The organism is Nonomuraea sp. NPDC050394 (assembly GCF_044459065.1).
Classification (GTDB): Bacteria; Actinomycetota; Actinomycetes; order Streptosporangiales; family Streptosporangiaceae; genus Nonomuraea.
In genome coordinates this window covers 17,999-40,205 of the sequence record NZ_JBITIO010000006.1, presented here as the reverse complement: position 1 = coordinate 40,205, position 22,207 = coordinate 17,999, and the positions used below count along the sequence as shown (strand labels likewise).

The 22,207-nt window shown below is 73.4% G+C and carries 19 protein-coding genes; 10 read left to right on the top strand and 9 right to left on the bottom strand.

What is annotated here, in order from left to right:
- The first annotated feature begins 100 nt into the window (after window positions 1-100).
- Entirely contained in the window at window positions 101-1,459 is a 1,359-nt protein-coding gene (locus ACIBKY_RS24065) for an FAD-binding oxidoreductase (protein WP_397099540.1), read from the top strand.
- Between the two features lie 77 nt (window positions 1,460-1,536).
- On the opposite strand, the gene ACIBKY_RS24060 is transcribed toward ACIBKY_RS24065, so the two are convergent.
- Window positions 1,537-2,829, bottom strand: a complete 1,293-nt coding sequence (locus tag ACIBKY_RS24060; RefSeq protein WP_397099538.1) for an MFS transporter — start codon at window positions 2,827-2,829, stop codon at window positions 1,537-1,539.
- Window positions 2,830-3,078: 249 nt separating this feature from the next.
- On the opposite strand from ACIBKY_RS24060, the gene ACIBKY_RS24055 reads away from it, so the two are divergent.
- The 5 genes from ACIBKY_RS24055 to ACIBKY_RS24035 all read left to right on the top strand — a co-directional run bounded on the left by ACIBKY_RS24055 (window position 3,079) and on the right by ACIBKY_RS24035 (window position 6,754).
- Window positions 3,079-3,546, top strand: a complete 468-nt coding sequence (locus ACIBKY_RS24055) for a hypothetical protein (protein WP_397099536.1) — start codon at window positions 3,079-3,081, stop codon at window positions 3,544-3,546.
- A gap of 52 nt (window positions 3,547-3,598) precedes the next feature.
- Window positions 3,599-4,075: a hypothetical protein gene (locus ACIBKY_RS24050; protein WP_397099535.1), complete on the top strand. Its 477-nt coding sequence runs from the start codon at window positions 3,599-3,601 to the stop codon at window positions 4,073-4,075.
- Window positions 4,076-4,769: 694 nt separating this feature from the next.
- Window positions 4,770-5,567: a GNAT family N-acetyltransferase gene (locus ACIBKY_RS24045; RefSeq protein ID WP_397099533.1), complete on the top strand. Its 798-nt coding sequence runs from the start codon at window positions 4,770-4,772 to the stop codon at window positions 5,565-5,567.
- A gap of 32 nt (window positions 5,568-5,599) precedes the next feature.
- Window positions 5,600-5,824 carry a translation initiation factor IF-1 gene (gene infA, locus ACIBKY_RS24040; RefSeq protein WP_397099531.1) on the top strand — a complete coding sequence of 75 codons (225 nt, stop codon included), beginning with the start codon at window positions 5,600-5,602 and terminating at the stop codon, window positions 5,822-5,824.
- A gap of 156 nt (window positions 5,825-5,980) precedes the next feature.
- Window positions 5,981-6,754 carry a TetR/AcrR family transcriptional regulator gene (locus tag ACIBKY_RS24035; RefSeq protein WP_397099529.1) on the top strand — a complete coding sequence of 258 codons (774 nt, stop codon included), beginning with the start codon at window positions 5,981-5,983 and terminating at the stop codon, window positions 6,752-6,754.
- Here ACIBKY_RS24035 and ACIBKY_RS24030 read toward each other — a convergent pair.
- Together ACIBKY_RS24030 and ACIBKY_RS24025 are read right to left on the bottom strand one after the other, a co-directional pair.
- Complete coding sequence (locus tag ACIBKY_RS24030) at window positions 6,741-7,379, bottom strand: alpha-ketoglutarate-dependent dioxygenase AlkB family protein (RefSeq protein ID WP_397099527.1); 639 nt, start codon at window positions 7,377-7,379, stop codon at window positions 6,741-6,743. The genes ACIBKY_RS24035 and ACIBKY_RS24030 overlap by 14 nt on opposite strands.
- Window positions 7,376-8,068, bottom strand: coding sequence for a FadR/GntR family transcriptional regulator (locus ACIBKY_RS24025; protein WP_397099525.1), 693 nt, complete (start codon window positions 8,066-8,068; stop codon window positions 7,376-7,378). The genes ACIBKY_RS24030 and ACIBKY_RS24025 overlap by 4 nt, the downstream gene beginning before the upstream one ends.
- A 198-nt stretch (window positions 8,069-8,266) precedes the next feature.
- Between ACIBKY_RS24025 and ACIBKY_RS24020 the strand changes: the two genes are divergently transcribed.
- Window positions 8,267-9,793, top strand: coding sequence for a 2-isopropylmalate synthase (locus ACIBKY_RS24020; protein ID WP_397100494.1), 1,527 nt, complete (start codon window positions 8,267-8,269; stop codon window positions 9,791-9,793).
- On the opposite strand, the gene ACIBKY_RS24015 is transcribed toward ACIBKY_RS24020, so the two are convergent.
- The 4 genes from ACIBKY_RS24015 to ACIBKY_RS24000 form a co-directional block, all read right to left on the bottom strand.
- Entirely contained in the window at window positions 9,756-10,970 is a 1,215-nt protein-coding gene (locus ACIBKY_RS24015; protein ID WP_397099523.1) for an RNA polymerase sigma factor, read from the bottom strand. The two genes, ACIBKY_RS24020 and ACIBKY_RS24015, sit on opposite strands and share 38 nt — an antisense overlap.
- The gene (locus ACIBKY_RS24010; RefSeq protein WP_397099521.1) at window positions 10,971-11,315 is read right to left on the bottom strand and encodes a YciI family protein; all 345 of its coding nucleotides are present in this window, start codon (window positions 11,313-11,315) and stop codon (window positions 10,971-10,973) included. It abuts the gene before it with no gap.
- 79 nt (window positions 11,316-11,394) lie between these two features.
- Window positions 11,395-11,964 (bottom strand): NADPH-dependent FMN reductase, encoded by a 570-nt coding sequence (locus ACIBKY_RS24005; RefSeq protein ID WP_397099519.1) that lies wholly within the window; start codon window positions 11,962-11,964, stop codon window positions 11,395-11,397.
- Window positions 11,961-13,166, bottom strand: coding sequence for an FAD-binding oxidoreductase (locus ACIBKY_RS24000; RefSeq protein ID WP_397099517.1), 1,206 nt, complete (start codon window positions 13,164-13,166; stop codon window positions 11,961-11,963). The genes ACIBKY_RS24005 and ACIBKY_RS24000 overlap by 4 nt, the downstream gene beginning before the upstream one ends.
- Window positions 13,167-13,225: 59 nt before the next feature.
- Here ACIBKY_RS24000 and ACIBKY_RS23995 point away from each other — a divergent pair, with 59 nt between their 5' ends.
- The 3 genes from ACIBKY_RS23995 to uvrA are packed head-to-tail and all read left to right on the top strand — an operon-like array spanning window position 13,226 to window position 20,004.
- Complete coding sequence (locus tag ACIBKY_RS23995; RefSeq protein WP_397099515.1) at window positions 13,226-16,420, top strand: BTAD domain-containing putative transcriptional regulator; 3,195 nt, start codon at window positions 13,226-13,228, stop codon at window positions 16,418-16,420.
- A gap of 18 nt (window positions 16,421-16,438) precedes the next feature.
- The gene (locus ACIBKY_RS23990) at window positions 16,439-17,563 is read left to right on the top strand and encodes a winged helix DNA-binding domain-containing protein (RefSeq protein ID WP_397099513.1); all 1,125 of its coding nucleotides are present in this window, start codon (window positions 16,439-16,441) and stop codon (window positions 17,561-17,563) included.
- A 23-nt stretch (window positions 17,564-17,586) separates the two neighbouring features.
- Window positions 17,587-20,004 carry an excinuclease ABC subunit UvrA gene (gene uvrA, locus ACIBKY_RS23985; protein WP_397099511.1) on the top strand — a complete coding sequence of 806 codons (2,418 nt, stop codon included), beginning with the start codon at window positions 17,587-17,589 and terminating at the stop codon, window positions 20,002-20,004.
- Here uvrA and ACIBKY_RS23980 read toward each other — a convergent pair.
- Together ACIBKY_RS23980 and ACIBKY_RS23975 are read right to left on the bottom strand one after the other, a co-directional pair.
- A complete protein-coding gene (locus tag ACIBKY_RS23980; protein ID WP_397099509.1) occupies window positions 19,940-21,187 on the bottom strand; it encodes an MFS transporter in 1,248 nt (415 codons plus the stop codon). The genes uvrA and ACIBKY_RS23980 overlap by 65 nt on opposite strands.
- A gap of 46 nt (window positions 21,188-21,233) precedes the next feature.
- The gene (locus ACIBKY_RS23975) at window positions 21,234-22,199 is read right to left on the bottom strand and encodes a GNAT family N-acetyltransferase (RefSeq protein ID WP_397099507.1); all 966 of its coding nucleotides are present in this window, start codon (window positions 22,197-22,199) and stop codon (window positions 21,234-21,236) included.
- Window positions 22,200-22,207: the final 8 nt, after the last annotated feature.

Below are 22,207 nucleotides of genomic sequence, written 5' to 3'. Positions count from 1 at the left end.
TACCCGGCGAACTACGTTTTGCGCTACCGAACGGAGTCGCCCGTGACCCGCCGTCCCGCCCCCGCCCGCCGTGAGTCGCTCGTGTTCCCGGGCCGCCGCGATGGCTGACCTCGCCGCCGCGCTGCGTGGCGCCGTCCCCGGTCTGACCGTGCTGGACGACGCCGACGTCATGGATTCCTACCGCCGCGACCAGGCGCCCGGCCTGCCCGCCGGGCTGCCGGCCGCCGTCGCCATGCCCGAGGACACCGCCCAGGTGGCCGCCGCCGTCGCCACGGCCGCCGCGTACGGCGCGCCGATCGTGGTCCGCGGCGCGGGCAGCGGCCTGGCCGGGGCGGCCAACGCCGTCGACGGCTGCCTGGTGCTGTCCACCCAGCGGATGAACCGCATCCTGAGCGTCGACCGGGCCGAGCGCCTGGCCACCGTGCAGCCGGGCGTGATCAACGCCGACCTGCGCGAGGCCGTGGCCGGGCACGGACTGTTCTACCCACCCGACCCGGGCAGCTACGAGATGTGCACCGTGGGCGGCAACGCCGCCACCAACGCGGGCGGCATGTGCTGCGTGAAGTACGGCGTGACCGGCGACTACGTGCGCGGCCTCGAAGCGGTGCTCGCCGACGGCTCGGTGCTGCGCACCGGCGGGCGCACGGTCAAGGGCGTCGCCGGCTACGACCTGACCAGCCTGCTCGTCGGCTCCGAGGGCACCCTGGCCGTCATCACCGAACTCACGCTCGCGCTGCGCCCGGCTCCGGCGCCGCCGCGCACGATCGTGGCCCAGTTCGGCTCGGCGGCGGCGGCCGGGGCGGCGGTGACGGCCGTGCTGGCCTCCGGCGCGGAGCCGTCGATCCTGGAGATCATCGACGCCACGACGCTGCGCGCCATCGAGGAGTGGCAGCCGCTCGGCGTCGAGGCGGGCACCGCGGCGATGGTCATCGCCCAGTCCGACTCGCCGCACGAGGAGGACCTGCGGCTCATCGAGGCCGCGTGCGCGGGGGCGAGCGAGGTGATCGTGGCCGACGACGCCGCGGAGTCCGAGATGCTCATGCAGGCCCGCAGGCTCGCCTACCCGGCGCTGGAGCGCCTGGGCGCGACGCTGCTGGACGACGTGGCGGTGCCGCTGCCGAAGCTGGTGGAGCTGATCGAGGGCGTCGAGGCCATCGCGAAGGACCGGGACATGACCGTGGGCCTGTTCGGCCACGCCGGCGACGGCAACATGCACCCGACGGTCGTCTACCCGCACGGCGACGCCGGTGCCGAGGTCCTGGCCTTCCAGGTCTTCGACGAGATCGTCGCCCTGGCGCTGCGGCTCGGCGGCACGGTCACCGGCGAGCACGGGGTCGGCCTGCTCAAGCGGTCCTGGCTGGAGCGGGAGCTGGGCGAGCCGGCCCGCCGTACCCAGCGGGCGATCAAGGCGGCGCTCGACCCGCACGGCCTGCTCAACCCCGGCAAGGCCATCGCGTAGAAAAGGGGCCGGTGCGCACCGGCCCCTTGCCACGGGTCAGGCGGCCACTCCCGCTCGCGCGAGAGCGTGAACGCGGGTCAGGCGGACCACTCCCGCTTGCGCGAGAGCGTGAACGCCACCGCCGCGCCGCCCAGCGTCAGAGCGCTGACGACCAGCAGCCCCCACACGGCCGTGCCCGTGGTCTCGCTGATCCACCCGATGGCGTACGGCCCGGCGAACCCGGCCAGGTTGCCCACCGAGTTGATGAACGCCAGCCCCGCCGCGGCGGCCGTACCGGTGAGGAACCGCGGCGGCAGGCTCCAGAACAGCGGCGTCGTGGAGAACAGCGCCGCCAGCCCGACGCTGATCGCCGCCAGCGCCAGCCAGGGCACGTCGCGGGCGGCGACGGCGGCCAGCAGGGCGAGCGCCGTGACCGTCAGCGTGATGCCGGCCTGGCGCGGGATGTTGCCCCGGCGTCTGGCGAAGCGTTCCCAGGGCAGCATGACCAGCGCGGCGAACAGGTTCGGGATCATGACCAGCCAGCCGGTGACGGTCGCGGAGTAGCCGCCCATGCCCTTGACGATCGTGGGCAGCCACAGGCCCAGGCCGTAGGCGCCGAAGACGACGCCGAAGAACAGGAAGATCAGGCTCCAGAGGCGGCCGTTCCCGAACACCGCGCCCACGCCGAGGCGGCCGTGGCGCCGCTCGGTGGCCGCCTGCTCCTCCGCCAGGGTGGTGGTGATCCAGGTGCGCTCGGCGTCGTCCAGCCAGCGCGCGTCCTGCGGCCGGTCGGGCAGCCACCGGTAGGTGACGAAGGCCAGCAGGACGGCGGGGATGCCCTCCAGGACGAAGACGAGCTGCCAGCCCTGGAGCCCCCACAGGCCGTGCAGGTCCATGATCCAGCCGGAGATGGGCGCGCTGATCGCGTTGGCCAGCGGGTTGGAGACCGCGAAGATCGCCAGGATCGTGGTGCGGTACTGCTGCGGGAACCAGAACGTGATGTACAGCAGCACGCCGGGGAAGAAGCCCGCCTCGGCCACGCCGAGGATGAAGCGCGCGATGGTGAACTGGGTGGCGTCGGTCACGAACGCGGTCGCCACCGCGACGATCCCCCAGCTCACCATGATGCGGGCGATCCACTTGCGGGCGCCGAAGCGCTGCAGCATCAGGTTGCTCGGCACCTCGAACAGCAGGTAGCCGATGAAGAAGATGCCGGCCGCCAGCCCGCAGGCCGACTCGGTGATGCCGAGCGCCGAGGTCATCTCCAGTTTGGCGAAGCCGGCGTTGTTCCGGTCGATGTAGGCGATGAGGTACAGCAGGCCGAGGAAGGGCCCGAGGCGCCACATCGCTTTGCGCATGGCGCTCGCGGCGACGTCGGTGGTGGTCGTCATGTGATGCACTTCCCCACTTGTTCGGCAGGGCCGAACGCTGTTCTGTGTTAGAGGTATGCTCGTAGAACAGCAGGTGAACCGTCAAGGGCTACCGCGGGAGTTTCAGAGCGCGGCCCGGCGTGTACCGCGAAAGCTTCGGGCACGGTCAACCCCCCGGTAGATGTGCGCGACAAACCCACGAACCTAGCCTTCCGTGATGTCGGGCGCGGCCCACCCGCCGCGCCGGTTCCTCTCGGAAAGGAGTCACTGGTGAGCGTTACCAGGGTGATCGGAGCACTGGCCGTGGCGGCTGGGCTCGCGGCCGTGACGCTGCCCGCGGGTCAGGCGGGCGCCGCCGTTTCCGTGGAAGCCGTGGAGTCGGCCGCCCGTCCGTTGCCTTGCGGGGGCGGTTACGTGCGGATGGCCGCGCCATGGCGGAGCGGGGCGTCCATCAAGATCTCCACGATCGCGCACTGCGACCGCTACACCGGGCCCGTCGGGCGGAGCGGGTACGTCGACGCCCGGCTCGACCAGTACCGGGGCCTGGGGGTCTGGCGGAACAAGGCGTACACGCGCCGCCACTTCACCCGCGCGGCCGTCACCTTCACCATGCAGCCGTCCTGGAGATGCTCGGGCGGCAACCAGCTCTACCGCAACCACACCAAGGGCTGGATCGCCCAGGGCGGCAGCGGCACCCGGTCCTTCGGCTACACCGAGCAGCGCCGGATCTCCTGCTGACCCCCGCCGGGGTGCGGACCCGCACCCCGGCACCACTCTCGTGGAGGAGCGCATGGACGCGCGTGCCGTCTTCGGCGTCGTCATCCTCGTGGCCGCGGCGCTGCTGCCGTCCTCGCAGGACACCCTGGCCGCCAAGCGACGCTACGTGGCCTCGGCCGAGGCCGCCTGCCTGGCGGCCGGGCGGCAGACCGACCCGGAGCGGTATCCGGTGAGCACGGAGCAGGAGGACGTCGAGGAACTGGAACGCGCGGCGCGGGTCATGCTGGCCACGGTGGAGCGCATCGCGGCGATCCGGCCGCCGGAGGCGGACGCCGCGATGCTGCGTGCCCGGTTCGTCGAGCCGGGCAGGCGGCTGGCCGGGCGGCTCGGCGGCCACGCCGCGCGGGCGCGCGCGGCGCTGGCCGCCGGGGACGCGGAAACGGTCCGGCGCCTGGTCGAGGCGTCGCTGCGGCCCGATCCCGTGGAGTCCTCGATGCGCTCCTTCGCCCTCTCCTACGGCTTCGCCGTCTGCGCGGGAGAACAGCCCTGACCGTGCGGGTTAGGCTGGAGGACCGTAGGCGGGAAGGATTCGATCACCATCAGCGACTCCTCGTCCCTGCCGGACCGGCCGCCGCGGCGCCGGCGCGTCGTCGAGGCGGCGACTCTGGGCGGGCGCGAGCAGAGCCGGGCCGAGGCCGCCCGATGGACCTGCCCGCACGGCCGGCACGCCGGGCGCGGCTGCGTCACCTGCTACGAGGACTCGGCCGAGGACGATCCGGCCCTGCACCTGTGGGAGGTCGCGGCATGGTTCACCACCGAGCGCCCGATTCCCATCAAAACCCTCCAGGACGTCCACCGCCACGGCCGCGGCTTCGGGATCGCCCAGCCGTCCACGCCGCTCGTCTACCTCCTGAACGGGCGGGTCCGGGCGGCCCTGGCCGCGCAGGCGGTGGCGGGCGTGATCGGGTTCCTGCTGCAGAACCGCCACGTCGTCGACGGCTTCACCGTGACCGAGATCCGCGCCACCCACTCCTGAAGGGTGCGCCGGCGGGCAGGTCGGCGGAAAAGGGCTGGACACTACGACGTTGACGCTGTTAGCGTGCCGCGAACCGTGAAGGACCCGAGGAGGTGAGACCCATGAACGCTGCATCGATGTGGGTGCTCCCTCTCGTTGTCACGGTCGAGCGGCTGACGTAGGTGTCGCCGGGAGCGCCTCGGCTGGGCGATCCCGAAAGGCGACACCAATGAGCTCCACCTCAGGCATGAGCACGCATGCCGTATCCGTCAATCGCGTCGCGGCGACGCAGTGGCATGCCGTGGAGGACGACCTGACGGTCGGCCGCGGCCACACCTCGCGCAGACCCGACGGGCGGATGTTCCTCAGCATCGACGCGTGGCACGACACCGCCTTCGACCGGCTCGCCGGCACCATGCTGGCGGACCTGCCGAGGCCGCTGTTCACGGTGGTCGACGAACCTGATCTCGACCTGACGTCCGGGTGGGAGCGATCCGGCTTCACGATCCGGCGCCGCGAGTGGGAGTGTCTCGTGCCCACCGATCCGCGCGTCACGGGACTCGGCACGGCGCCACCGCCGTCCGACGTGACGATCGTGCCCGTCGGCCGGGCACAGGAGGGTCCGCTGCGCGCGCTGGACCGCGTGATTCGCGACGAGGTCGAGGCGTCCATCGGCTGGCGGGAGATGCCCGCCGAGGTGCCGCCCCGCCCGGACGGCGTCGCCGCGATGAACCCGTCGGAATACGCGGTGGCGGTACGGGCAGGAGCGTACGTGGGGATGGTCCGGGTGACGACGGTGGCCCGGCGGCCCCAGTGCAGGCGGATCGGGCTGATCGCGACCCGGGCGGGCCAGCAGCGGCGTGGCATCGCCCGTGCGCTGCTCGCGCACGTACTGGGTTCGCTGCACCGATGCGGGATCGAAACGGCGTCAGCCGATGTGAACGAGTCCAACACGGCGGCCGTCGCGCTGATCGAGGGCATCGGCGCCCGGCGCGTGAACAGCAACCTCGAACTGGTTCTGCGCTGACACCGTCATCGCGACCGGACAAGGATGAGATCTTGGCACGAACAGCAGGTGGCATCGAAGTCGAAGGCACCGTCGTCGAATGCCTGCGCAACGCCACCTTCAGAGTGGAACTCGAGAACGGGCACAAGGTACTGGCACACATCAGCGGGAAGATCCGGAAGAACTACATCAAGATCTTGCCGTTCGACCGGGTGCTCGTAGAACTCAGCCCGTACGACCTCAACCGCGGCAGGATCCTCTACCGCTACAGGACGTAGCAGGCTCCCCACGCCGATGAAGCGGCGCCGGACGAGTTCCCGCCGCCGCGGGCGCCTCGTCCGGCGCGTCGGCGAGGAACTCCGCCTGCGCCGGGGCCTCTGCCGGGCGACCGTTATCCTTAGGGTGTAAAGAGATCTTGGGGTGAGGGAGTCCGGGTGACCGTTTACGCGGGTCAGGGCGATGCCCGCCGTACCATGGCGCTGTTGTGGGGAACCGAGGAGCGCAAGGAGGCGCGGCCGGGACCCAAGCCGGGGCTGAGTGTCGGGGTGATCGTCGCGGCCGGGATCGAGGTCGCGGACGCCGAGGGCATGGCGGCGCTGTCGATGCGGGCGGTCGGCGAGCGGCTGGGGCGGACCGCGATGGCGCTCTACACCTATGTGCCGGGCAAGACCGAGCTGGTCGACCTCATGTACGACCGGGCGCTGGGCGAGTTGCCCACCTCCTACCCGGTGCAGGAGGGGTGGCGGAGCGCCGCCGTCGCCTGGGCGCATGATCTGCGGGAGTTCTTCGTCCGGCATCCGTGGGTGCTGCAGGTGTCGCAGGCGCGGCCGGTGCTGGGGCCGAACGAGTTCGCGATGATCGACACCGTGACCGGGATCCTGCGCGGGACCGGGCTGCCGCCGGAGCGGCTGCGGGGGGTGGTGGCCGCGCTCATGGACGTGGTGCGCGGGGCGGCCAGGACCGTCGCCGAGACCCGGCAGGCGCCCTCGGCCACGGGGGTGTCGGACGAGGAGTGGTGGCGGGCGCGCTCCGCGCTGCTGCTGGAGGTCGCGCCCGACTTCGCCGGCCGTTTCCCGTCGGTGTCGTGGCTGGAGCGGGGCGACGCCGTACCCACCGAGGACGGGGACGTGCCCTACCTGGAGCAGGTGGCGCGCCGCACGTTCGCCACCAGCCTCGGCACGCTGCTGGACGGCGTCACAGCCCGGTGACGCGCATGGTGACGTTGAGCCGCCCCCGCAGGCCGACGGCGGGATCGGCGGTGCCCGGGTAGACCCTGGGCACGCCGTGGTAGGCGAAGCGCGAGGGCCCGCCGAAGACGAACAGGTCGCCGGACTCCAGTCTGACGTCCGTGTACGGCCGGCCGCGCGTCTCGGTGTTCCCGAACCGGAACAGGCACGCGTCGCCGATGCTCAGCGAGACCACGGGGGCGTCGGAGCGTTCGTCCTTGTCCTGGTGCATGCCCATCCTGGCCTGGTCGTCATAGAAGTTGATCAGCGCGGTGTCGGGGGTGTACCCGGCGGCGAGTTCGGTCAGACCGGCGCCGGTGAGGGCGCGGCGGCCCAGTTCCACCATCCAGCCGGGGAACTCGGCCACCCGGCGGCCGTTCACGTCGTCGGCGGTGCGCGTGTACCGGTACGGCTGCCAGTGCCATCCCACGCACACGGTCCGCACCGACATGACGCCGCCCCTGGGCAGCACCGTGTGCCGGATGGGGACGGGGCCCCGCGCCCACTCGCGGCAGGCGCGCAGCAGCGCCCGCTGCTCGTCCAGCCCCAGCCAGCCGGGCACGTGGACGGCACCGGGTGCCACCTCGCGCGGCGGGAGCGGCATCATCGCAGGTGCGCCAGGGTCTCGCGGAGTTCCCGCTCCAGGATGGCGCCCGCGGCGCCGGCGTCCCCGGCCGCGACCGCCTCGACCAGGGCGGCGTGGGCCTCGTCACCGTGGCCGCGCTCGTGGGCGCGGACGTCCAGCAGGCCGAGCAGGTCGATCAGGCCCTCGCGCAGCGCGGGAACGAACTCGGCGAACAGGTCGGTCAGCACCGGGTTGTGCGCGGCGGAGACCACGGCCGCGTGCAGCGCGATGTCGGCGTCGATGAACCCCGCGTCCAGTTCCGCCCCGGCCGCGGCGACCTCCCGGCGGGCGGCCAGGGCCGCTCTCAGAGCGGTGATGTCGGCGTCGGTGCGGCGGGTGGCCGCGAGCCGTGCCGCCTGTACTTCGACGAGCATGCGCACCTCGTAGATGTCTCCGATGGCCGCCCGCCGCAGCCGGGCCGGCCAGTCCTCCTGTGCCTCTGTCGCCAGGACGAACACCCCCGACCCCTGCCGGGGTTGCACCAGCCCGGCTCCGGCCAGCGCGCGGAGCGCTTCGCGCACGGTCGAGCGGCCCACGCCGAGCCGGGTGGCGAGCGTGGTCTCCCCCGGGAGCTTGGTGCCCACGGGCCAGCGGCCCGCGGCGATCTCCTCGCGCAGCGCCTGGGCGGCCTGCTCCACGAGGGGGCTCGGGCGGAGGGCGCCGAGCGGCATCGTTCACCTCTCAGGTTGTCTGAGGAGTTGGTTTTGTGTAACTATACCCGGCATGTCGTACACCGGGCTTCTTCTCGGCTGCCGCGGCGGGGCTTGATCCAGACCGGCACCCCGCCGCGGGGTGCCGTGCTGCCGGTCTCTCCCTGGCAGAACGACGACAGAGGACGAAACGCTGTGAATCCGCAACGCCCGAGCGGCATGCCGTACCGGAAATATCGGCCTATTCAGGAGCGGGTCGAGGTGCCGCTGACCGAGCGCCGCTGGCCCGCGAACCGGATCGGGACCGCGCCGCTGTGGGTCCCCGTGGACCTGCGCGACGGCAACCAGGCGCTGGCCGAGCCCATGGACACCCCGCGCAAGCGCCGCATGTTCGACCTGCTGACCGGCATGGGCTACAAGGAGATCGAGGTCGGCTACCCGTCGGCCAGCCAGACGGACTTCGACTTCGTGCGGCATCTGGCCGAGGACGGGAACGTTCCCGACGACGTGACGGTCGTGGTCTTCACCCCGGCCAGGCGGGACCTGATCGAGCGGACGTTCGCCTCGATCGAGGGGCTGCCGCGCACGGTCGTGCATTTGTACACCGCCACCGCGCCGGTCTGGCGGGACGTGGTGCTCGGGCGCGGGCGCGACGAGGTGCACGCGATGATCCGGCGGGCGGCGGCTCTGATGGCGCGGCTGGCGGGCGGCACGACCCGGTTCCAGTTCTCGCCCGAGGTGTTCAACCTGACCGAGCCCGATTTCGTGCTGGAGATCTGCGACGGCCTGACCGAACTGTGGGACGCCTCGCCCGACCGGCCGGTGATCCACAACCTGCCGGCGACGGTCGAGGCGGCCACCCCCAACGTGTACGCCGACCAGATCGAGTACATGCACCGCAACCTGTCCAGGCGCGACTCGGTGATCCTGTCGGTGCACCCGCACAACGACCGCGGCACCGGCGTGGCCTGCGCGGAGCTGGCGGTGCTCGCCGGGGCCCAGCGGGTGGAGGGGTGCCTGTTCGGCAACGGCGAGCGTACCGGGAACGTGGACCTGGTCACGCTCGCGCTCAACCTGTACGCCCAGGGCGTGGACCCGATGATCGACTTTTCCGGCATCGACCGGATCCGCGAGGTCGTGGAGCACTGCAACCGCATCCCGGTCCACCCCCGCCACCCCTACGGCGGCGAGCTCGTCTACACCGCCTTCTCCGGCACCCACCAGGACGCCATCAGCAAGGGCCTGGCACGCCACACGGGCGGGCACTGGGAGGTGCCCTACCTGCCGATCGACCCGGCCGACGTCGGCCGCACGTACGAGGCGGTGATCCGGGTCAACAGCCAGTCCGGCAAGGGCGGCATCGCGCACCTGCTCAAAACCGGCCACGGCCTCGACCTGCCCGCCCGGCTGCGCGCCGACTTCTCGCAGGTGGTGCAGCGGGCCACCGACGCCAGCGGCCGCGAGGCCACGCCGGATGATCTGTGGGAGCTGTTCACGGCCACCTACCTCACGCCGGGCCGCACCGGCTCGCCCGGCGACAACGTGGACGGCCTCCTCCGCGAGCTGGCAGCGGCCGGAATCAAGGTCGAGACCCTGGAACTCACCACCCAGGACGATCCCGCCGCCGCCTACGCAGAGTGCCGGGTGAACGGCGCCGCCTGGTGGGGCGCGAGCCGGGACACCTCCGCGCGGGCCGTGCTGTCCGCGGTCAACCGGGCCCTCGCGTCCGTTCGGCCCGCTCCGTGAGGTAGCGCTGCTCGGGCAGGCTGGTGGTACGGCGGGCCGCCTCGCGATAGGCGTCGTGGGCCGCCGCCTCCTCCCCCGCCAGCTCCAGCAGGTGCGCCCGCACCGCGTACAGCCGGTGGTTCGCGGCCAGCGGCCTGGCCAGCGCGTCCACGAGCTCCAGGCCGGCCCGCGGCCCGTGGACCATGGCGACGGCGATCGCGTGGTTGAGCCGCACGACGGGGTTGTCCGACACCCCGGCGAGCAGTTCGTACAGGGCGAGGATCTGGGGCCAGTCGGTGTCCCCGGCCTTGGGCGCCTCGTCGTGGACGGCGGCGATCGCGGCCTGCAGCTGGTAGGGCCCGAGTGCGGTCCCGGCCAGCGCGGTGCTGACCAGGTCGACGCCTTCGGCGATCATCGCCCGGTCCCACAGCGAGCGGTCCTGCTCGGCCAGCGGGATCAGGCGGCCGCCGGCGTCGGCGCGGGCGGTCCGCCTGGCGTCGGTGAGCAGCATGAGGGCCAGCAGCCCGGCGACCTCCCCGTCGGCGGGCAGCAGCCGGCGCACCGCGCGGGTCAGCCGGACGGCCTCGGCGGTCAGGTCGGTGCGGTGCAGGTCGGGGCCGGAGCTGGCGGTGTAGCCCTCGTTGAAGATCAGGTAGAGCACGTGCAGGACGACGCGGAGCCGTTCGGCCCGCTCGTCTTCCGGCGGCAGCGTGAACTGCGCCCCGGCCGTCCTGATGCTCTGCTTGGCGCGGCTGATGCGCTGGGCCATCGTGGCCTCGGGCACCAGGAAGGCGCGGGCGATCTCGGCGGTGGTGAGGCCGCCGACGGCGCGCAGCGTGAGCGCGAGCTGCGAGGGGGCCGACAGCGCCGGGTGGCAGCACAGGAACAGCAGCGTGAGCGTGTCGTCCCGGTCGGGGACCGGTTCGTCCGGCTCGGAGCCGGCCCAGGCGGAGACCGTCTCCTCCCTGCGGCGCCGGGACGCGTCGCTGCGTATCTGGTCGATGAGGCGGCGCGAGGCGACGGTGACGAGCCAGGCGCGCGGGTTGTCGGGCAGGCCACGCTCGGGCCACTGCACCGCGGCGTCCAGCAGCGCCTCCTGGACGGCGTCCTCGCACGCGTCGAACTGCTCGTAGCGGCGCACGAGCACGCCGAGGACCTGAGGCGCGAGCTCGCGCAGCAGGTCCTCGACGGGCTTCACCTACTCGACCTCGCCGATGACCGGGCGGATCTCCATGGCGCACAGCGCGGCGTCCGGCCAGCGGGCGGCGATCTCCGTCGCGCGCTCCATGCTGTCCACGTCGACGGTGATGTATCCGGCCATGAGCTCCTTGGCCTCCAGGAACGGGCCGTCGGTGACGACCGGCACGCCGTCCCTCACCTTGACCGTGCGCGAGCCCTCGGACAGCGCCATGCCGCCGACGAACTCGCCGGATTCCTGCAGCTCGCTCATGATCTCGTTGACCTTGGCCATGACGGTGTCCATGTCCGCGTCGATGGCCTTGCGCGACTCGGCGTTGTTGTAGATCAGCAGCATGTATTTCATGCACGTGCTCCTCTCGTGTCACCCCTGAGTCGGAGCGAAGCCGCGGGTTTCTACATCCACCAGGGAGAATACTCAAAGATCATGGCTGTGCCGTGACGAGACGCGCCTCGCGCAGGGTGTGCGCCCACCAGCTGAGCCGCTCCAGCATGTGGTTCAGCTCGGCGTTGCAGGTGGCGGTGGCCTTGGGCCAGGTGCCGTCGGCGGCGAAGAGCTCCCAGTAGCAGGGCAGGGTGACCGCTTCGCGGATGCCCACCGCGTCGAGTTCGGTGAAGACCTGGCGGAGCTGGCTGATCGCGTGGTGGCCGCCGGACTCGCGGCCGTAGCCGACGAAGGCGACGGGCTTGGCGCGCCACTCCTCGTAGTACCAGTCGATCGCGGTCTTCAGCGGCGCGGGGAAGCTCCGGTTGTACTCGGGGGTGACGACGGCGAAGGCGTCGGCGGCGGCCAGGCGCGGGGCCAGGGCGGCGACCCGCGGCGGCAGGGGCTCGTCGGGGTCGGTGAGGTCCTGCGGCAGGCGGGTCTCGGCCAGGTCGACGAGGTCGATCTCCAGGTCGGCGCGGCGCCTGGCCTTGGCGGTCAGCCAGGCGGCGACGGTCGGGCCGAAGCGGCCGTGCCGGGTGCTGGCGACGATGACGGCGAGCCGGATCACGGCTGGATGTTGAGGTTGAGGCGGAACATGTTGCCCGGGTCCCAGGCGCGCTTGACCTCGCGCAGCCGGCCCAGGTTCGCCGCGGTGTAGGCGTTCGCGGTGCGCGCCGGGTCGTTCGCGAAGTTGAGGAAGGACCTTCCGGCGGCGTACGGCAGCGCCACCGGCTTGGTGACGATCACGGAGAACTCGGTGTCGCGGTGGCTTGCCGGCCCGGCGCCGGGCCCCGGGGTGGCGATCGCCCCGCCCCAGTGGCGCACCTCCACGGCGGCGCCGTCCACGCCTGCGGCGGTCTCCAGGACCTCGTCCGGCAGGCTCTTGTACAGCTCCAGCGTGACCGCGGGGTTGCCGCCCATGGCCGCCGAGGCGAAGGGGATGACCCGCAGGTCGTCCCGGATGACCGTGCCCATGCGGCGCAGCAGCGGCTCGACCGCTTCCCGGTCCGGGCCCATGGCCTTGATCACGAGGGTGCGTTCCCTGGTCAGGACGGCCGCGGTGCTCAGCTCCGGCGGCGCGGCGGCGGCCCAGTCGCGGTAGGCGGCCAGCTGGGCGGCGGCGTCGGTGACGGCGAAGGTGACGGTGCCAGCGCAGACCTCGGAGACCGGGTACAGCCGGAACTCCAGCGAGGTCACCACGCCGAAGTTGCCGCCGCCGCCGCGCAGGGCCCAGAACAGCTCGGGGTTGTGCTCGGCGTCGGCGGTGACGATCCGGCCGTCGGCGGTGACGACCTGGGCGCTCAGCACGCTGTCGGCGGCGAAGCCGTACCTGCGGGCCAGCCAGCCGAGGCCGCCGCCCAGCGTGTAGCCGGTGACGCCGACCGTCGGGGACGAGCCGGACAGCGGCGCCAGCCCGTACGGCGAGGCGGCGGCGAGCACGTCGGCCCACACGGCGCCGGGCCCGGCGGTGGCGGTGCGGCGGTGCGGGTCGACGGTGACGGTGTTCATGTCGGTGGTCTTCAGCAGCAGTCCGCCGTCGGAGGCGACGTGGGTGCCGTGGCCGGTCGCCTGGACCGCCAGCGGGAGCCCGCGCCCGCCGGCCGCCAGCACCGCCATGCGGACGTCGTGCGCGGTGAAAGCACGGGCCACGAGGGCGGGCCGGGCGTCCATGTCCGGCCTGAACGGCTGGCTGCGCTGCTCGTCGTAGCCGCTCTGGCCGGGCAGGTAGGCGGTGAAACCGAGGTCGGTGGTGAACGTCTGCTGCGTCATGGCCTTACTGTGCGCCCTGGCGTTTACGGAATCTTTCTCGTCCACTTACGGTGGCCCTTATGCGTTTCGGCATTTTGGGACCCCTGACCGTATGGACCTCCGGCGGCCGGCCCGTCAGCGTGCCGGGACTCAAGGTGAGAGGCCTGCTCAGCGACCTTCTCGTGCACGCGGGTCGGCCGGTCCCGGCCGACCGGCTCGTGGACGACCTGTGGAGCGACGACGAGCTGCCCGGCAACCCGTCGGCCGCGCTCTCCGTGAAGGTGTCCCAATTGCGGAGGATCCTGGAGGACGCCGAGCCCGGCGGGCGCGACCTCGTCGCGAACACCCCCGCGGGTTACGTGCTCAGGGGCGAGAGCGACGTGGCGTCCTTCGAGTCGCTGCTGGCCGAGGCGGCCGCCGCCGAGGAGCCGAGCGCACGCGCCAAGCACCTGGCCGAGGCGCTGGCGTTGTGGCGGGGTCCGGCCTTCGCCGACTTCGCCGACCACGACTTCACCCGCGCCGCCGCCGCGCGCCTGCACGAACTGCGGCTGACCGCCCGCGAGGACCAGGCCGAGGTACGGCTCGCGCTCGGCGAGCACGCGGCGCTCGCCGCCGAACTGGGCGACCTGCTGACCGAGCACCCGCTGCGCGAACGGCTGCGCGCGGCCCACATGCGCGCCCTGTACCGCTCCGGCCGCCAGAGCGAGGCGCTGGCCAGCTACGAGCGGCACCGCGAGGTGCTGGCCGAGGAGCTGGGCCTGGATCCGGGCCCGGAGCTGGCCGCGCTGCAGCGGGCCGTACTGGTGCAGGATCCCGCGCTGGCCGCCCCGGCGGCGAGCGCGACGGCGGGCCCCGCCCGGCCGAAGGGCAACGTCCCGGCCCCTCTGGGCGTGCTCATCGGCCGCGAGGAGGCGGTCGCGGAGATCCTGGCCAGGGCCGGGGAGGAGCGGCTGGTCACGCTCACCGGCCCCGGTGGCGTCGGCAAGACGCGGCTGGCCGTCGAGGTGGCGGGGCAGATGTCGGCGCCCGACGGGGTGTGGCTGGTGGAGCTGGCGGCCGTGGACCGGCCGGGCGACGCCGACGCGGTCGCCAGGCTGGCCGAGGCGATCGGTGACGTGCTGAGCCTGAAGGGAGCCGGCGACCCCGTGGAACGCCTGGCCGAGACGCTGCGCTCGCGCGAGGCCGTCCTGGTGCTGGACAACTGTGAGCACGTGATCGACCCGATCGCCGAGCTGGCGGGGCGGCTGCTGTCCTGCGCACCGGGCCTGCGGCTGCTCGCCACCAGCCAGGAGCCGCTCGGGCTGGCCGGTGAGCTGGTGTGGAGCGTGCCGCCGCTGCGCGTGCCGGGCCCCGGCGAGGCGGCGCAGCGCGTACGGCAGGCCGCCGCGGTCCGCCTGTTCGTGGAACGGGCCGCCGCCGCCGACCGGCGCTTCTCCCTCGGCGACGAGGACGCCGCGGCGGTCGCGGTGCTGTGCCGGCGGCTCGACGGGATCCCGCTGGCCCTGGAGCTGGCCGCCACCCGGGTGCGGGCCCTCGGGGTGGGCGGGGTCGTGGAGCGGCTGGACGACCGGTTCCGGCTGCTGGCCACCGGGCACCGGGGCGCGCCGCCTCGGCAGCAGACGCTCATGGCGATGATCGACTGGAGCTGGGAGCTGCTCGGCGAGGAGGAGCGGGCGGTGCTGCGGCGGCTGGCCGTACACGCGGACGGCTGTTCGATGGAGGCGGCCGAGGAGGTGGGCGGCGCGGGCGGGCTCGACGTTCTCGACCTGCTGGCCCGGCTCATCGACCGGTCGCTGGTGAGCGTGCACGAGGGGCGCTACCGGCTGCTGGAGTCGGTGGCCGCCTACTGCGTGGGTCGGCTGCGGGAGGCGGGCGAGCTGGAGGAGCTGCAGGCCGGGCATCACCGCTACTACACCGGGCTGGCGGTGCGGGCGGAGCAGTACCTGCGCGGGGGCGAGCAGCGGCGGTGGCTGCGGCGGCTGGACGCCGACGCCGCCAATCTGCGCGCGGCGCTCGGCCACGCGGTCAGGAGCGGCGCGGCCGATGACGCGCTCGCGCTGACCGGGGCGCTCGGCTGGTACTGGTTCCTGCGGGGCCGGCTGTCGGAGGGCGTGCGCTCGCTGACGGCGGCCCTGTCCCTGCCCGGCGGCGCGCCTCTGCGGCGGGCCGTCGCGCAGGCCTGGAAGACGGGCCTGGAGTTCTTGCATCAACCGGAGGCCACGGGCGAGGCGGCCGCGCGGGCGGCGCTGCGGGCGGCGGCGCTCGACGCCTTCGGCGCGGACGCGCCGGAGAAGGCGCGGGCGCAGTGGTTCCTGGCCCACACCTCGGTCGACCTGGGCGACATGGCCGCGGCGGAGGAACTGGCCGCGGCGGCGCTGCCGGTCTTCGAGGCCCACGGCGACGAGTGGGGCGCGGCGGCCGTGCACGCTCTGCGGGCCAAGCTCGCGCATGTGCGCGGCGACGTCGCCGGAATCGAGCGCGACGCCGGGATCAGCCGGGCGGCCTTCACCCGGCTGGGTGACCGCTGGGGGCTGATGGAGGCGAACGGCTGGCTCGGCGGCGCGGCCGAGATGCGCGGCGAGGCGCGCGAGGCGGAACGGCTGCAGCGCGAGGGGCTGCGCATGGCCGAGGAACTGGAGCTGTGGGTCGAGGTCGCCGGGCGAATGGGCTGGGTCGGCTGGCTGGCCCATCAGCGCGGCGACCACGACGAGGCCGTCGCGATGAGCGAGCGGGCCTTGGAGCTGGCGAAGCTGCAGGGCCACCACCCCTCGCAGGTGCTGGCCGCCATGTCGCTGGCCTTCGCCGCCCGCCGGCGCGGCGAGCTGGAGCGGGCCGACGCGCTGCTGGCTGAGATCCGGGCGCCGGCCTCTCCCGCGGACGAGGTCGCCGAGCCGCCGCCGTACCTGCCGCTCGTGCTGGCCGAGCAGGCGTTCGTGGCCGAGGAACTCGGTGACGCCCGGCGGGCGCTGCGGCTGAGCCTGGCCGCGCTCGACGCCTCCGAGGCCCTGCGCGACGAGCTCGGCTTTCCCCTCGGGCAGCTTGCCCTGGCCACCGCGCTGACCGCCTGCGGGTGCCCCGGGCAGGCGGCGGGCCTGGTGGCGATCTACGACAGGCGGCGCGAGGGCACCCCGGTGAGCACGGCCGAGCAGCACGACTACGACCGCCTCACCGGACGGCTGCTGGCGGAGCTGGGCGAGGAGCGCTACAGGGCGGCGCGGGCCACGGACCAGACGAGAGAAGACCTGATCAATGCGGCACGAACCATGCCGCAATAAGCTCTAACGTGGGGTTTCATGAAGGAACTTTCGTGGCCAGAGGTCAGTGCGCGGCGGCTGTTGCGTCAGGGACTGGCCGACCCGGTCAAGGACGCCTCCCCGGCCGACCTCGCCTCGGCGATGGCCGGCGTCCACGCCCAGGTGCTGTCGGCGGGCGAGCACTCGCTGGCCCTGCGCCTGGACGGGGCGACCAGGACCGACGTGCAGAAGGCCCTGTGGCAGGACGGCGGTCTGGTCAAGACCTACGGGCCGCGCGGCACCGTGCATCTGCTCGCCACCCGCGACCTGCCCATGTGGGTGGGCGCGCTGTCCACGATCCCGGCCGCGCACAACGTCATGCCCGAGGGGGTACGGCTGACGCCCGGCCAGACCGAGGAGGTCATCGAGGCGCTGCGCCGCGTGCTGACCGGCGCCGTGCTGACGATGGACGAGCTCAGCGAGGCGGTCGTGGCGGAGACGGGCCCGTGGGCCGGTGACAAGGTCATGCCGGCCTTTCAGGACATGTGGCCGCGCTGGCGGCAGGCGGTGGCCCACGCCGCCCACCGCGGCGCGTTGTGCTTCGGCCCGAACCGGGGCAGGAAGGTCACCTTCACCGCCCCGCCCGCCTTCGAGCCCGCACCCGGCCGCGGAGCGCTGGCCGCGGCGTACCTGCACGCGTACGGCCCGGCCACGCCGCAGCAGTTCGCCCGCTGGCTGGGCACGCCGGTCGGCTGGGCGAGCCAGGCGTTCGGCGAGCTGGAGCTGGAGGAGGTGGCCTACGAAGGAGGCAGGGCGTGGGTGCTGGCCGGTGACACCTCGGCCCCGGCCGCTCCGGCGCAGGGGGTGCGGCTGCTGCCGTACTTCGACGCGTACACGATCGCCGGGCAGCCGCGTGAGCTGCTTTTCCCCGGCCGCGCGTTCGAGCGGGCGCTGAGCAGGGGGCAGGCGGGCAACTACCCGCTGGTCCTGCTCGACGGGGTGGTCGGCGGGGTGTGGCACCAGAAGCGCTCGGGCAAGAGGATCGTGCTCACCGTGGAGACGCTCGAACCTCTCTCCCCCGCCCACCGCCACGAGCTCGACGAGCAGGTCACCCGGCTGGGCGAGATCATGGAGGGCACGCCCGAGCTGACGCTCGGCCAGGTCACCGTGGGGCCGCACGCATAACCCGCACGCATAACCTGGACGCCATGGACTCCATGATCCGGGTCAGGGACGCCCGCGAGCACAACCTGCGCCACGTCGACCTCGACGCGCCTCGCGACGAGATCGTGGTGTTCACCGGCGTCTCCGGCTCGGGCAAGTCGTCGCTGGCCTTCGGCACCGTCTACGCCGAGGCGCAGCGCCGCTACCTGGAGTCCGTCTCCCCCTACGCGCGCCGCCTCATCGAGCAGGCCGGCGCGCCCCAGGTGGGCGACATCACCGGCCTGCCGCCCGCGGTCGCGCTCCAGCAGGCGCGCGGCGGCGGCAGCACCCGCTCCTCGGTCGGCACCGTCACCCACCTGTCGAACGTGCTGCGCATGCTGTTCTCCCGCGCGGGCGACTACCCGCCGGGCGCCGCTCCACTCGACTCCGACGCCTTCTCCCCCAACACCCCGGCCGGCGCCTGCCCCCACTGCCACGGGCTCGGCACCGTGCAGGAGGTCACGGAGGAGAGCCTGGTGCCCGACCCGTCGCTGAGCGTGCGCGAGGGGGCGATCGCCGCCTGGCCGGGCGCCTGGCAGGGCAAGAACTACCGCGACATCCTCGCCGAGCTGGGCTTCGACGTGGATCGCCCGTGGCGGGAGCTGCCCGCGGAACAGCGCGAGTGGATCCTCATGACCGACGAGCAGCCGGTCGTCACCATTCACCCGGTCCGCGACGCCTCCCGGATCACCCGCCCCTACCAGGGCACCTTCGCCAGCGCCAAGCGCTACGTGCTGCACACCTACGCCACGACCAAGAGCGCCGCACTGCGGGCCAAGGCGGAGCGGCACCTGGTGTCCTCACCGTGCCCGGTCTGCGCGGGGCGGCGCCTGCGGCCGGAGGCGCTGGCCGTACGGTTCTGCGGCAAGGACATCACGCAGCTGGCCGCGCTGCCGCTCACCGACCTCGCCGAGGCCCTCGCCGCCGACCCCGGCCTGGACGGCGCGCGGGCGCGGGCCGCGCACGCCCTGGCCGGGAACCTGCGCGGCCGCATCGAGACCATGGCCGAGCTGGGCCTCGGCTACCTCAGCGCCGACCGCGCGACCACCACGCTGTCGGCGGGCGAGCTACAGCGGCTGCGGCTGGCGACGCAGCTGCGCTCCGGCCTGTTCGGCGTGCTGTACGTGCTCGACGAGCCCTCCGCCGGCCTGCACCCGGCCGACACGCGCGCGCTGGTCACGGCCCTGCACCGGCTGCGCGCGGCGGGCAACTCCCTGTTCGTGGTGGAACACAACCTCGACGTGGTACGGCAGGCCGGCTGGATCGTCGACGTCGGCCCCGGCCCCGGCGAGCACGGCGGCCGGGTGCTGTACTCGGGCGAGGTGCCGGGCCTGGCCGGCGTGGAGGAGTCGATCACCCGCCGCTACCTGTTCGGCCGTCCGCCGGCCGCCAGGACGCCGCGGGTGCCGTCGGGCTGGCTGGAGCTGCGCGACGTCACCCTGCACAACCTGCGCGAGGTGGACGCGAGCTTCCCGCTCGGCACGTTCACCGCGGTGACCGGCGTGTCGGGCTCGGGCAAGACGACCCTGGTGACGCACGTGCTGACCGCCGCGGTGGAGGCGCACCTGGCCGGCGAGGAACCGGTGGTGAAGGCGAGCGGCCTGGAGCAGGTGGCCCGCCTGGTACGCGTCGACCAGAAGCCGATCGGCCGCACTCCGCGCTCGAACCTGGCGACGTACACGGGCCTGTTCGACGCGGTGCGCAAGATGTTCGCCGCGGCCCCGGCGGCGCGCGAGCGCGGCTACGACGCCGGGCGCTTCTCCTTCAACGTGCGGGGCGGGCGCTGCGAGAACTGCCAGGGCGAGGGCGAGATCTCCATCGAGATGCTGTTCCTGCCGGGCGCCGGCGCGCCGTGCCCGGTCTGCCACGGCCGCCGCTACAACGCCGAGACGCTGGAGGTGCGGGTCGACGGCCGCTCGATCGCCGACGTGCTGGACCTCACCGTGGACGCGGCCCGCGAGGCGCTGTCCGGCCTGCCCGCCGCCGCCCGCAGCCTGGACACGCTGGCCGAGGTGGGCCTCGGCTATCTGAGGCTCGGGCAGCCGGCCACCACGCTGTCCGGCGGCGAGGCGCAGCGGGTGAAGCTGGCGGGCGAGTTGCAGCGCGTACGCCGCGACCACACCCTGTACGTGCTGGACGAGCCGACCTCCGGCCTGCATCCGGCCGACGTGGACCGGCTGATGGCCCAGCTCGACGGGCTGGTGTCGGCGGGCAACACGGTGGTGCTGGCGGAGCACGACATGGACGTGGTCGCCCGTGCCGACTGGGTCGTCGATCTCGGCCCCGGCGGCGGCGCGGCGGGCGGCCGGGTGGTGGCCGCGGGCCCGCCGCGCTCGGTGGCCGGTGCCGAGGCCTCCGTCACGGCCCCGTTCCTGGCGGCGCGGCTGCGGCCCGCTCCGGATGCCGCTGCCGGGCAGGAGTGAGCAACGCCGCGGCGGCGATCGCCAGGCAGCTGACCCCGGCGAAGACGAACACCGGCGTCGAACCGAACCGGCCCGCGCCCCAGGTCAGCGCCGCCGCGCCCAGGGGCCCCAGCGAGTAGTGGATGGTCCAGAACGCCGAGGTGACCCGGCCGAGCAGATGGCTGGGCGTGACCTGCTGGCGCAGCGACAGGCTGCAGATCCCGGCCACGCTCACGCAGGCCAGGTAGAGCCCCATGGCGGCGCCGACCCCCCACACGGAGCCGGCGAACCCGATGGAGCCGATCGCCAGCCCGGCGGCGGCCAGCGCGCCGGCCCACGTGGGCCCGAATCCGAGCCGCCCGCGCAGCCGGGTCACCAGCGTCGCCCCGATCATCGTCCCGACCGCCCCGATGCCCAGGACGACGCCGATGACGGCGTCCGGCTGGCCCAGGTCGTGCTTCAACCGGAAGATCACGATGTCGGTGAGCCCGAGCGTCAGGAAGATGAAGAACGACAGCAGCACCGTCAGCGCCCGCAGCACCGGCTGCCGCCACAGGAACACCGCCCCGGCCACCAGTTCCCGCCAGGGCGCCCCGTGTACGGCGGGCCTTTCGTGCCGGGCGAGCCTGACCATGTACACGCCGGCCGCGGACAGGGCGAAGCCGACGGCGTTGATGCCGATCGCGGCCGTGGGCCCGAGCCAGCCGGCCACGACGCCGGCCAGCATCGGGCCGAGCACGCCTGCGGCGGCGGCCGTGGCGTACAGCTTGCCGTTGGCCTCGGTGACCCGGTCCTCCCCGACCAGGGTGGGCACGGAGGAGACGTACGCCACCTGGAAGACCATGCCCACGGCGGCGGCCAGCGGCAGGACGGCGTACAGGAGCCAGACCTTGGGGCCGCTCAGCCAGGCCAGCGGGATGGTGGCGTACAGGGCGCAGCGCACGATGTCGCAGGCGATGAGCAGCTTGCGGCGGTCGAAGCGGTCGACGGCCACGCCCGCGAAGATCCCGGCGACGACGCCCGCGGCGCCGGAGACGCCGGTCAGCAGGCCCATCTGGGCGACGGAGCCGGTGACGTTGAGGATGAGCAGCGGGACGGCGATGATCGCGAAGGAGTCGCCGGCGACCGACAGCGTCTGGGCGCCCCAGAAGACCGTGAAGTCGCGCCGGCGCCATAAGGGGCGCAGGTCCGCCTGCGCGGTCATCGGCCGGTGCCGGGCCGGTTGTGCTCTCGCATGTGAAAGGTTTCTCCTACAGGTCGAACTGGTACGCGTGCGTGCTGCGGTGGGCCCGGTAGCCCAGGCGCTCGTTGACCGCCAGCATGTGGACGTTGTCCTCGGCGGTGTCGGTCTCGACCTCGGTCAGGCCGGGGTGCTCGGCGCGTAACCTGCGTACCATCGTGGCCTTGAGCCACAGCCCCAGGCCGTGGCCGCGATGCGCCGGCACCACCGCGGTGCCGTACTGCGCGGCGCGGCGGCTCTCCCCCGCCCTGATCACGATCTCGGTGTATCCGGCCATCGTCTCGCCGTGCAGCGCGGCGAGGGTCAGCAGGGTGTCGCCGCGATCGGCCATCACCTTGGCCATCTCCCTGACGGCGGCGGCGTCCCAGTGGCAGGCGCCGTAATCCATCTCGCCGACGGGCATGTCGTTCATGGCGTTCCTGGCCTCGGCGAAGGCGCCGGCCAGCCCGTCGGGGACGGTGCCGGTCCAGAATGCCAGGTCGTAGCCGGGCCGCGCGGTGTCGGCCTCCCGGCAGTCGGCCTGGGCCAGGTCGAGCAGCAGGTGCCGGAGCGTCAGCACGCGCCGCAGGCCGCGGGCCGCGCAGAAGGCGTCCCCGGGACCGTCCGCGGCCACCGCCGTGATCATCGTCCGCCGCCGCTCGGCCCGCGCGGCCGACACCGCCGCCGCCAGCAGCAGCGACCCGGCGCCCCCGCGCCGCCGTTCGGGGCGCACGTGCAGGTCGAGCTCGCTCAGATGGTCCATGCCCGGCGCGTCGAACAACCGCAGCGACGCCACCCCGGCCACCGGCCCGCCGGGCTCGGCCGCCATCCAGACCAGGCGGCGGCTCCGTAAGGGCGGCACGGTCAAGTGGGCGCGAGTGGGCACCGGCTGACCTGGAAGATCGTGCCCCAGTGACGCGGCCATCACCCCGTGCCACGCCTCGGCCTGCTCCGCCGACACCTCCGCCGACGGTGTTCCCTGGATCTTGTACGGCATGCCGACCA

What these genes read in the sequence shown, in the direction of transcription:
- ACIBKY_RS24065 (WP_397099540.1), top strand. Translation starts at nt 101, where the DNA reads ATGGCTGACCTCGCCGCCGCGCTGCGTGGCGCCGTCCCCGGTCTGACC.
- ACIBKY_RS24060 (WP_397099538.1), bottom strand. Translation starts at nt 2,829, where the DNA reads ATGACGACCACCACCGACGTCGCCGCGAGCGCCATGCGCAAAGCGATG.
- ACIBKY_RS24050 (WP_397099535.1), top strand. Translation starts at nt 3,599, where the DNA reads ATGGACGCGCGTGCCGTCTTCGGCGTCGTCATCCTCGTGGCCGCGGCG.
- ACIBKY_RS24045 (WP_397099533.1), top strand. Translation starts at nt 4,770, where the DNA reads ATGAGCTCCACCTCAGGCATGAGCACGCATGCCGTATCCGTCAATCGC.
- ACIBKY_RS24030 (WP_397099527.1), bottom strand. Translation starts at nt 7,379, where the DNA reads ATGATGCCGCTCCCGCCGCGCGAGGTGGCACCCGGTGCCGTCCACGTG.
- ACIBKY_RS24025 (WP_397099525.1), bottom strand. Translation starts at nt 8,068, where the DNA reads ATGCCGCTCGGCGCCCTCCGCCCGAGCCCCCTCGTGGAGCAGGCCGCC.
- ACIBKY_RS24020 (WP_397100494.1), top strand. Translation starts at nt 8,267, where the DNA reads ATGCCGTACCGGAAATATCGGCCTATTCAGGAGCGGGTCGAGGTGCCG.
- ACIBKY_RS24010 (WP_397099521.1), bottom strand. Translation starts at nt 11,315, where the DNA reads ATGAAATACATGCTGCTGATCTACAACAACGCCGAGTCGCGCAAGGCC.
- ACIBKY_RS24000 (WP_397099517.1), bottom strand. Translation starts at nt 13,166, where the DNA reads ATGACGCAGCAGACGTTCACCACCGACCTCGGTTTCACCGCCTACCTG.
- ACIBKY_RS23995 (WP_397099515.1), top strand. Translation starts at nt 13,226, where the DNA reads ATGCGTTTCGGCATTTTGGGACCCCTGACCGTATGGACCTCCGGCGGC.
- ACIBKY_RS23990 (WP_397099513.1), top strand. Translation starts at nt 16,439, where the DNA reads ATGAAGGAACTTTCGTGGCCAGAGGTCAGTGCGCGGCGGCTGTTGCGT.
- uvrA (WP_397099511.1), top strand. Translation starts at nt 17,587, where the DNA reads ATGGACTCCATGATCCGGGTCAGGGACGCCCGCGAGCACAACCTGCGC.
- ACIBKY_RS23980 (WP_397099509.1), bottom strand. Translation starts at nt 21,187, where the DNA reads ATGACCGCGCAGGCGGACCTGCGCCCCTTATGGCGCCGGCGCGACTTC.
- ACIBKY_RS23975 (WP_397099507.1), bottom strand. Translation starts at nt 22,199, where the DNA reads ATGCCGTACAAGATCCAGGGAACACCGTCGGCGGAGGTGTCGGCGGAG.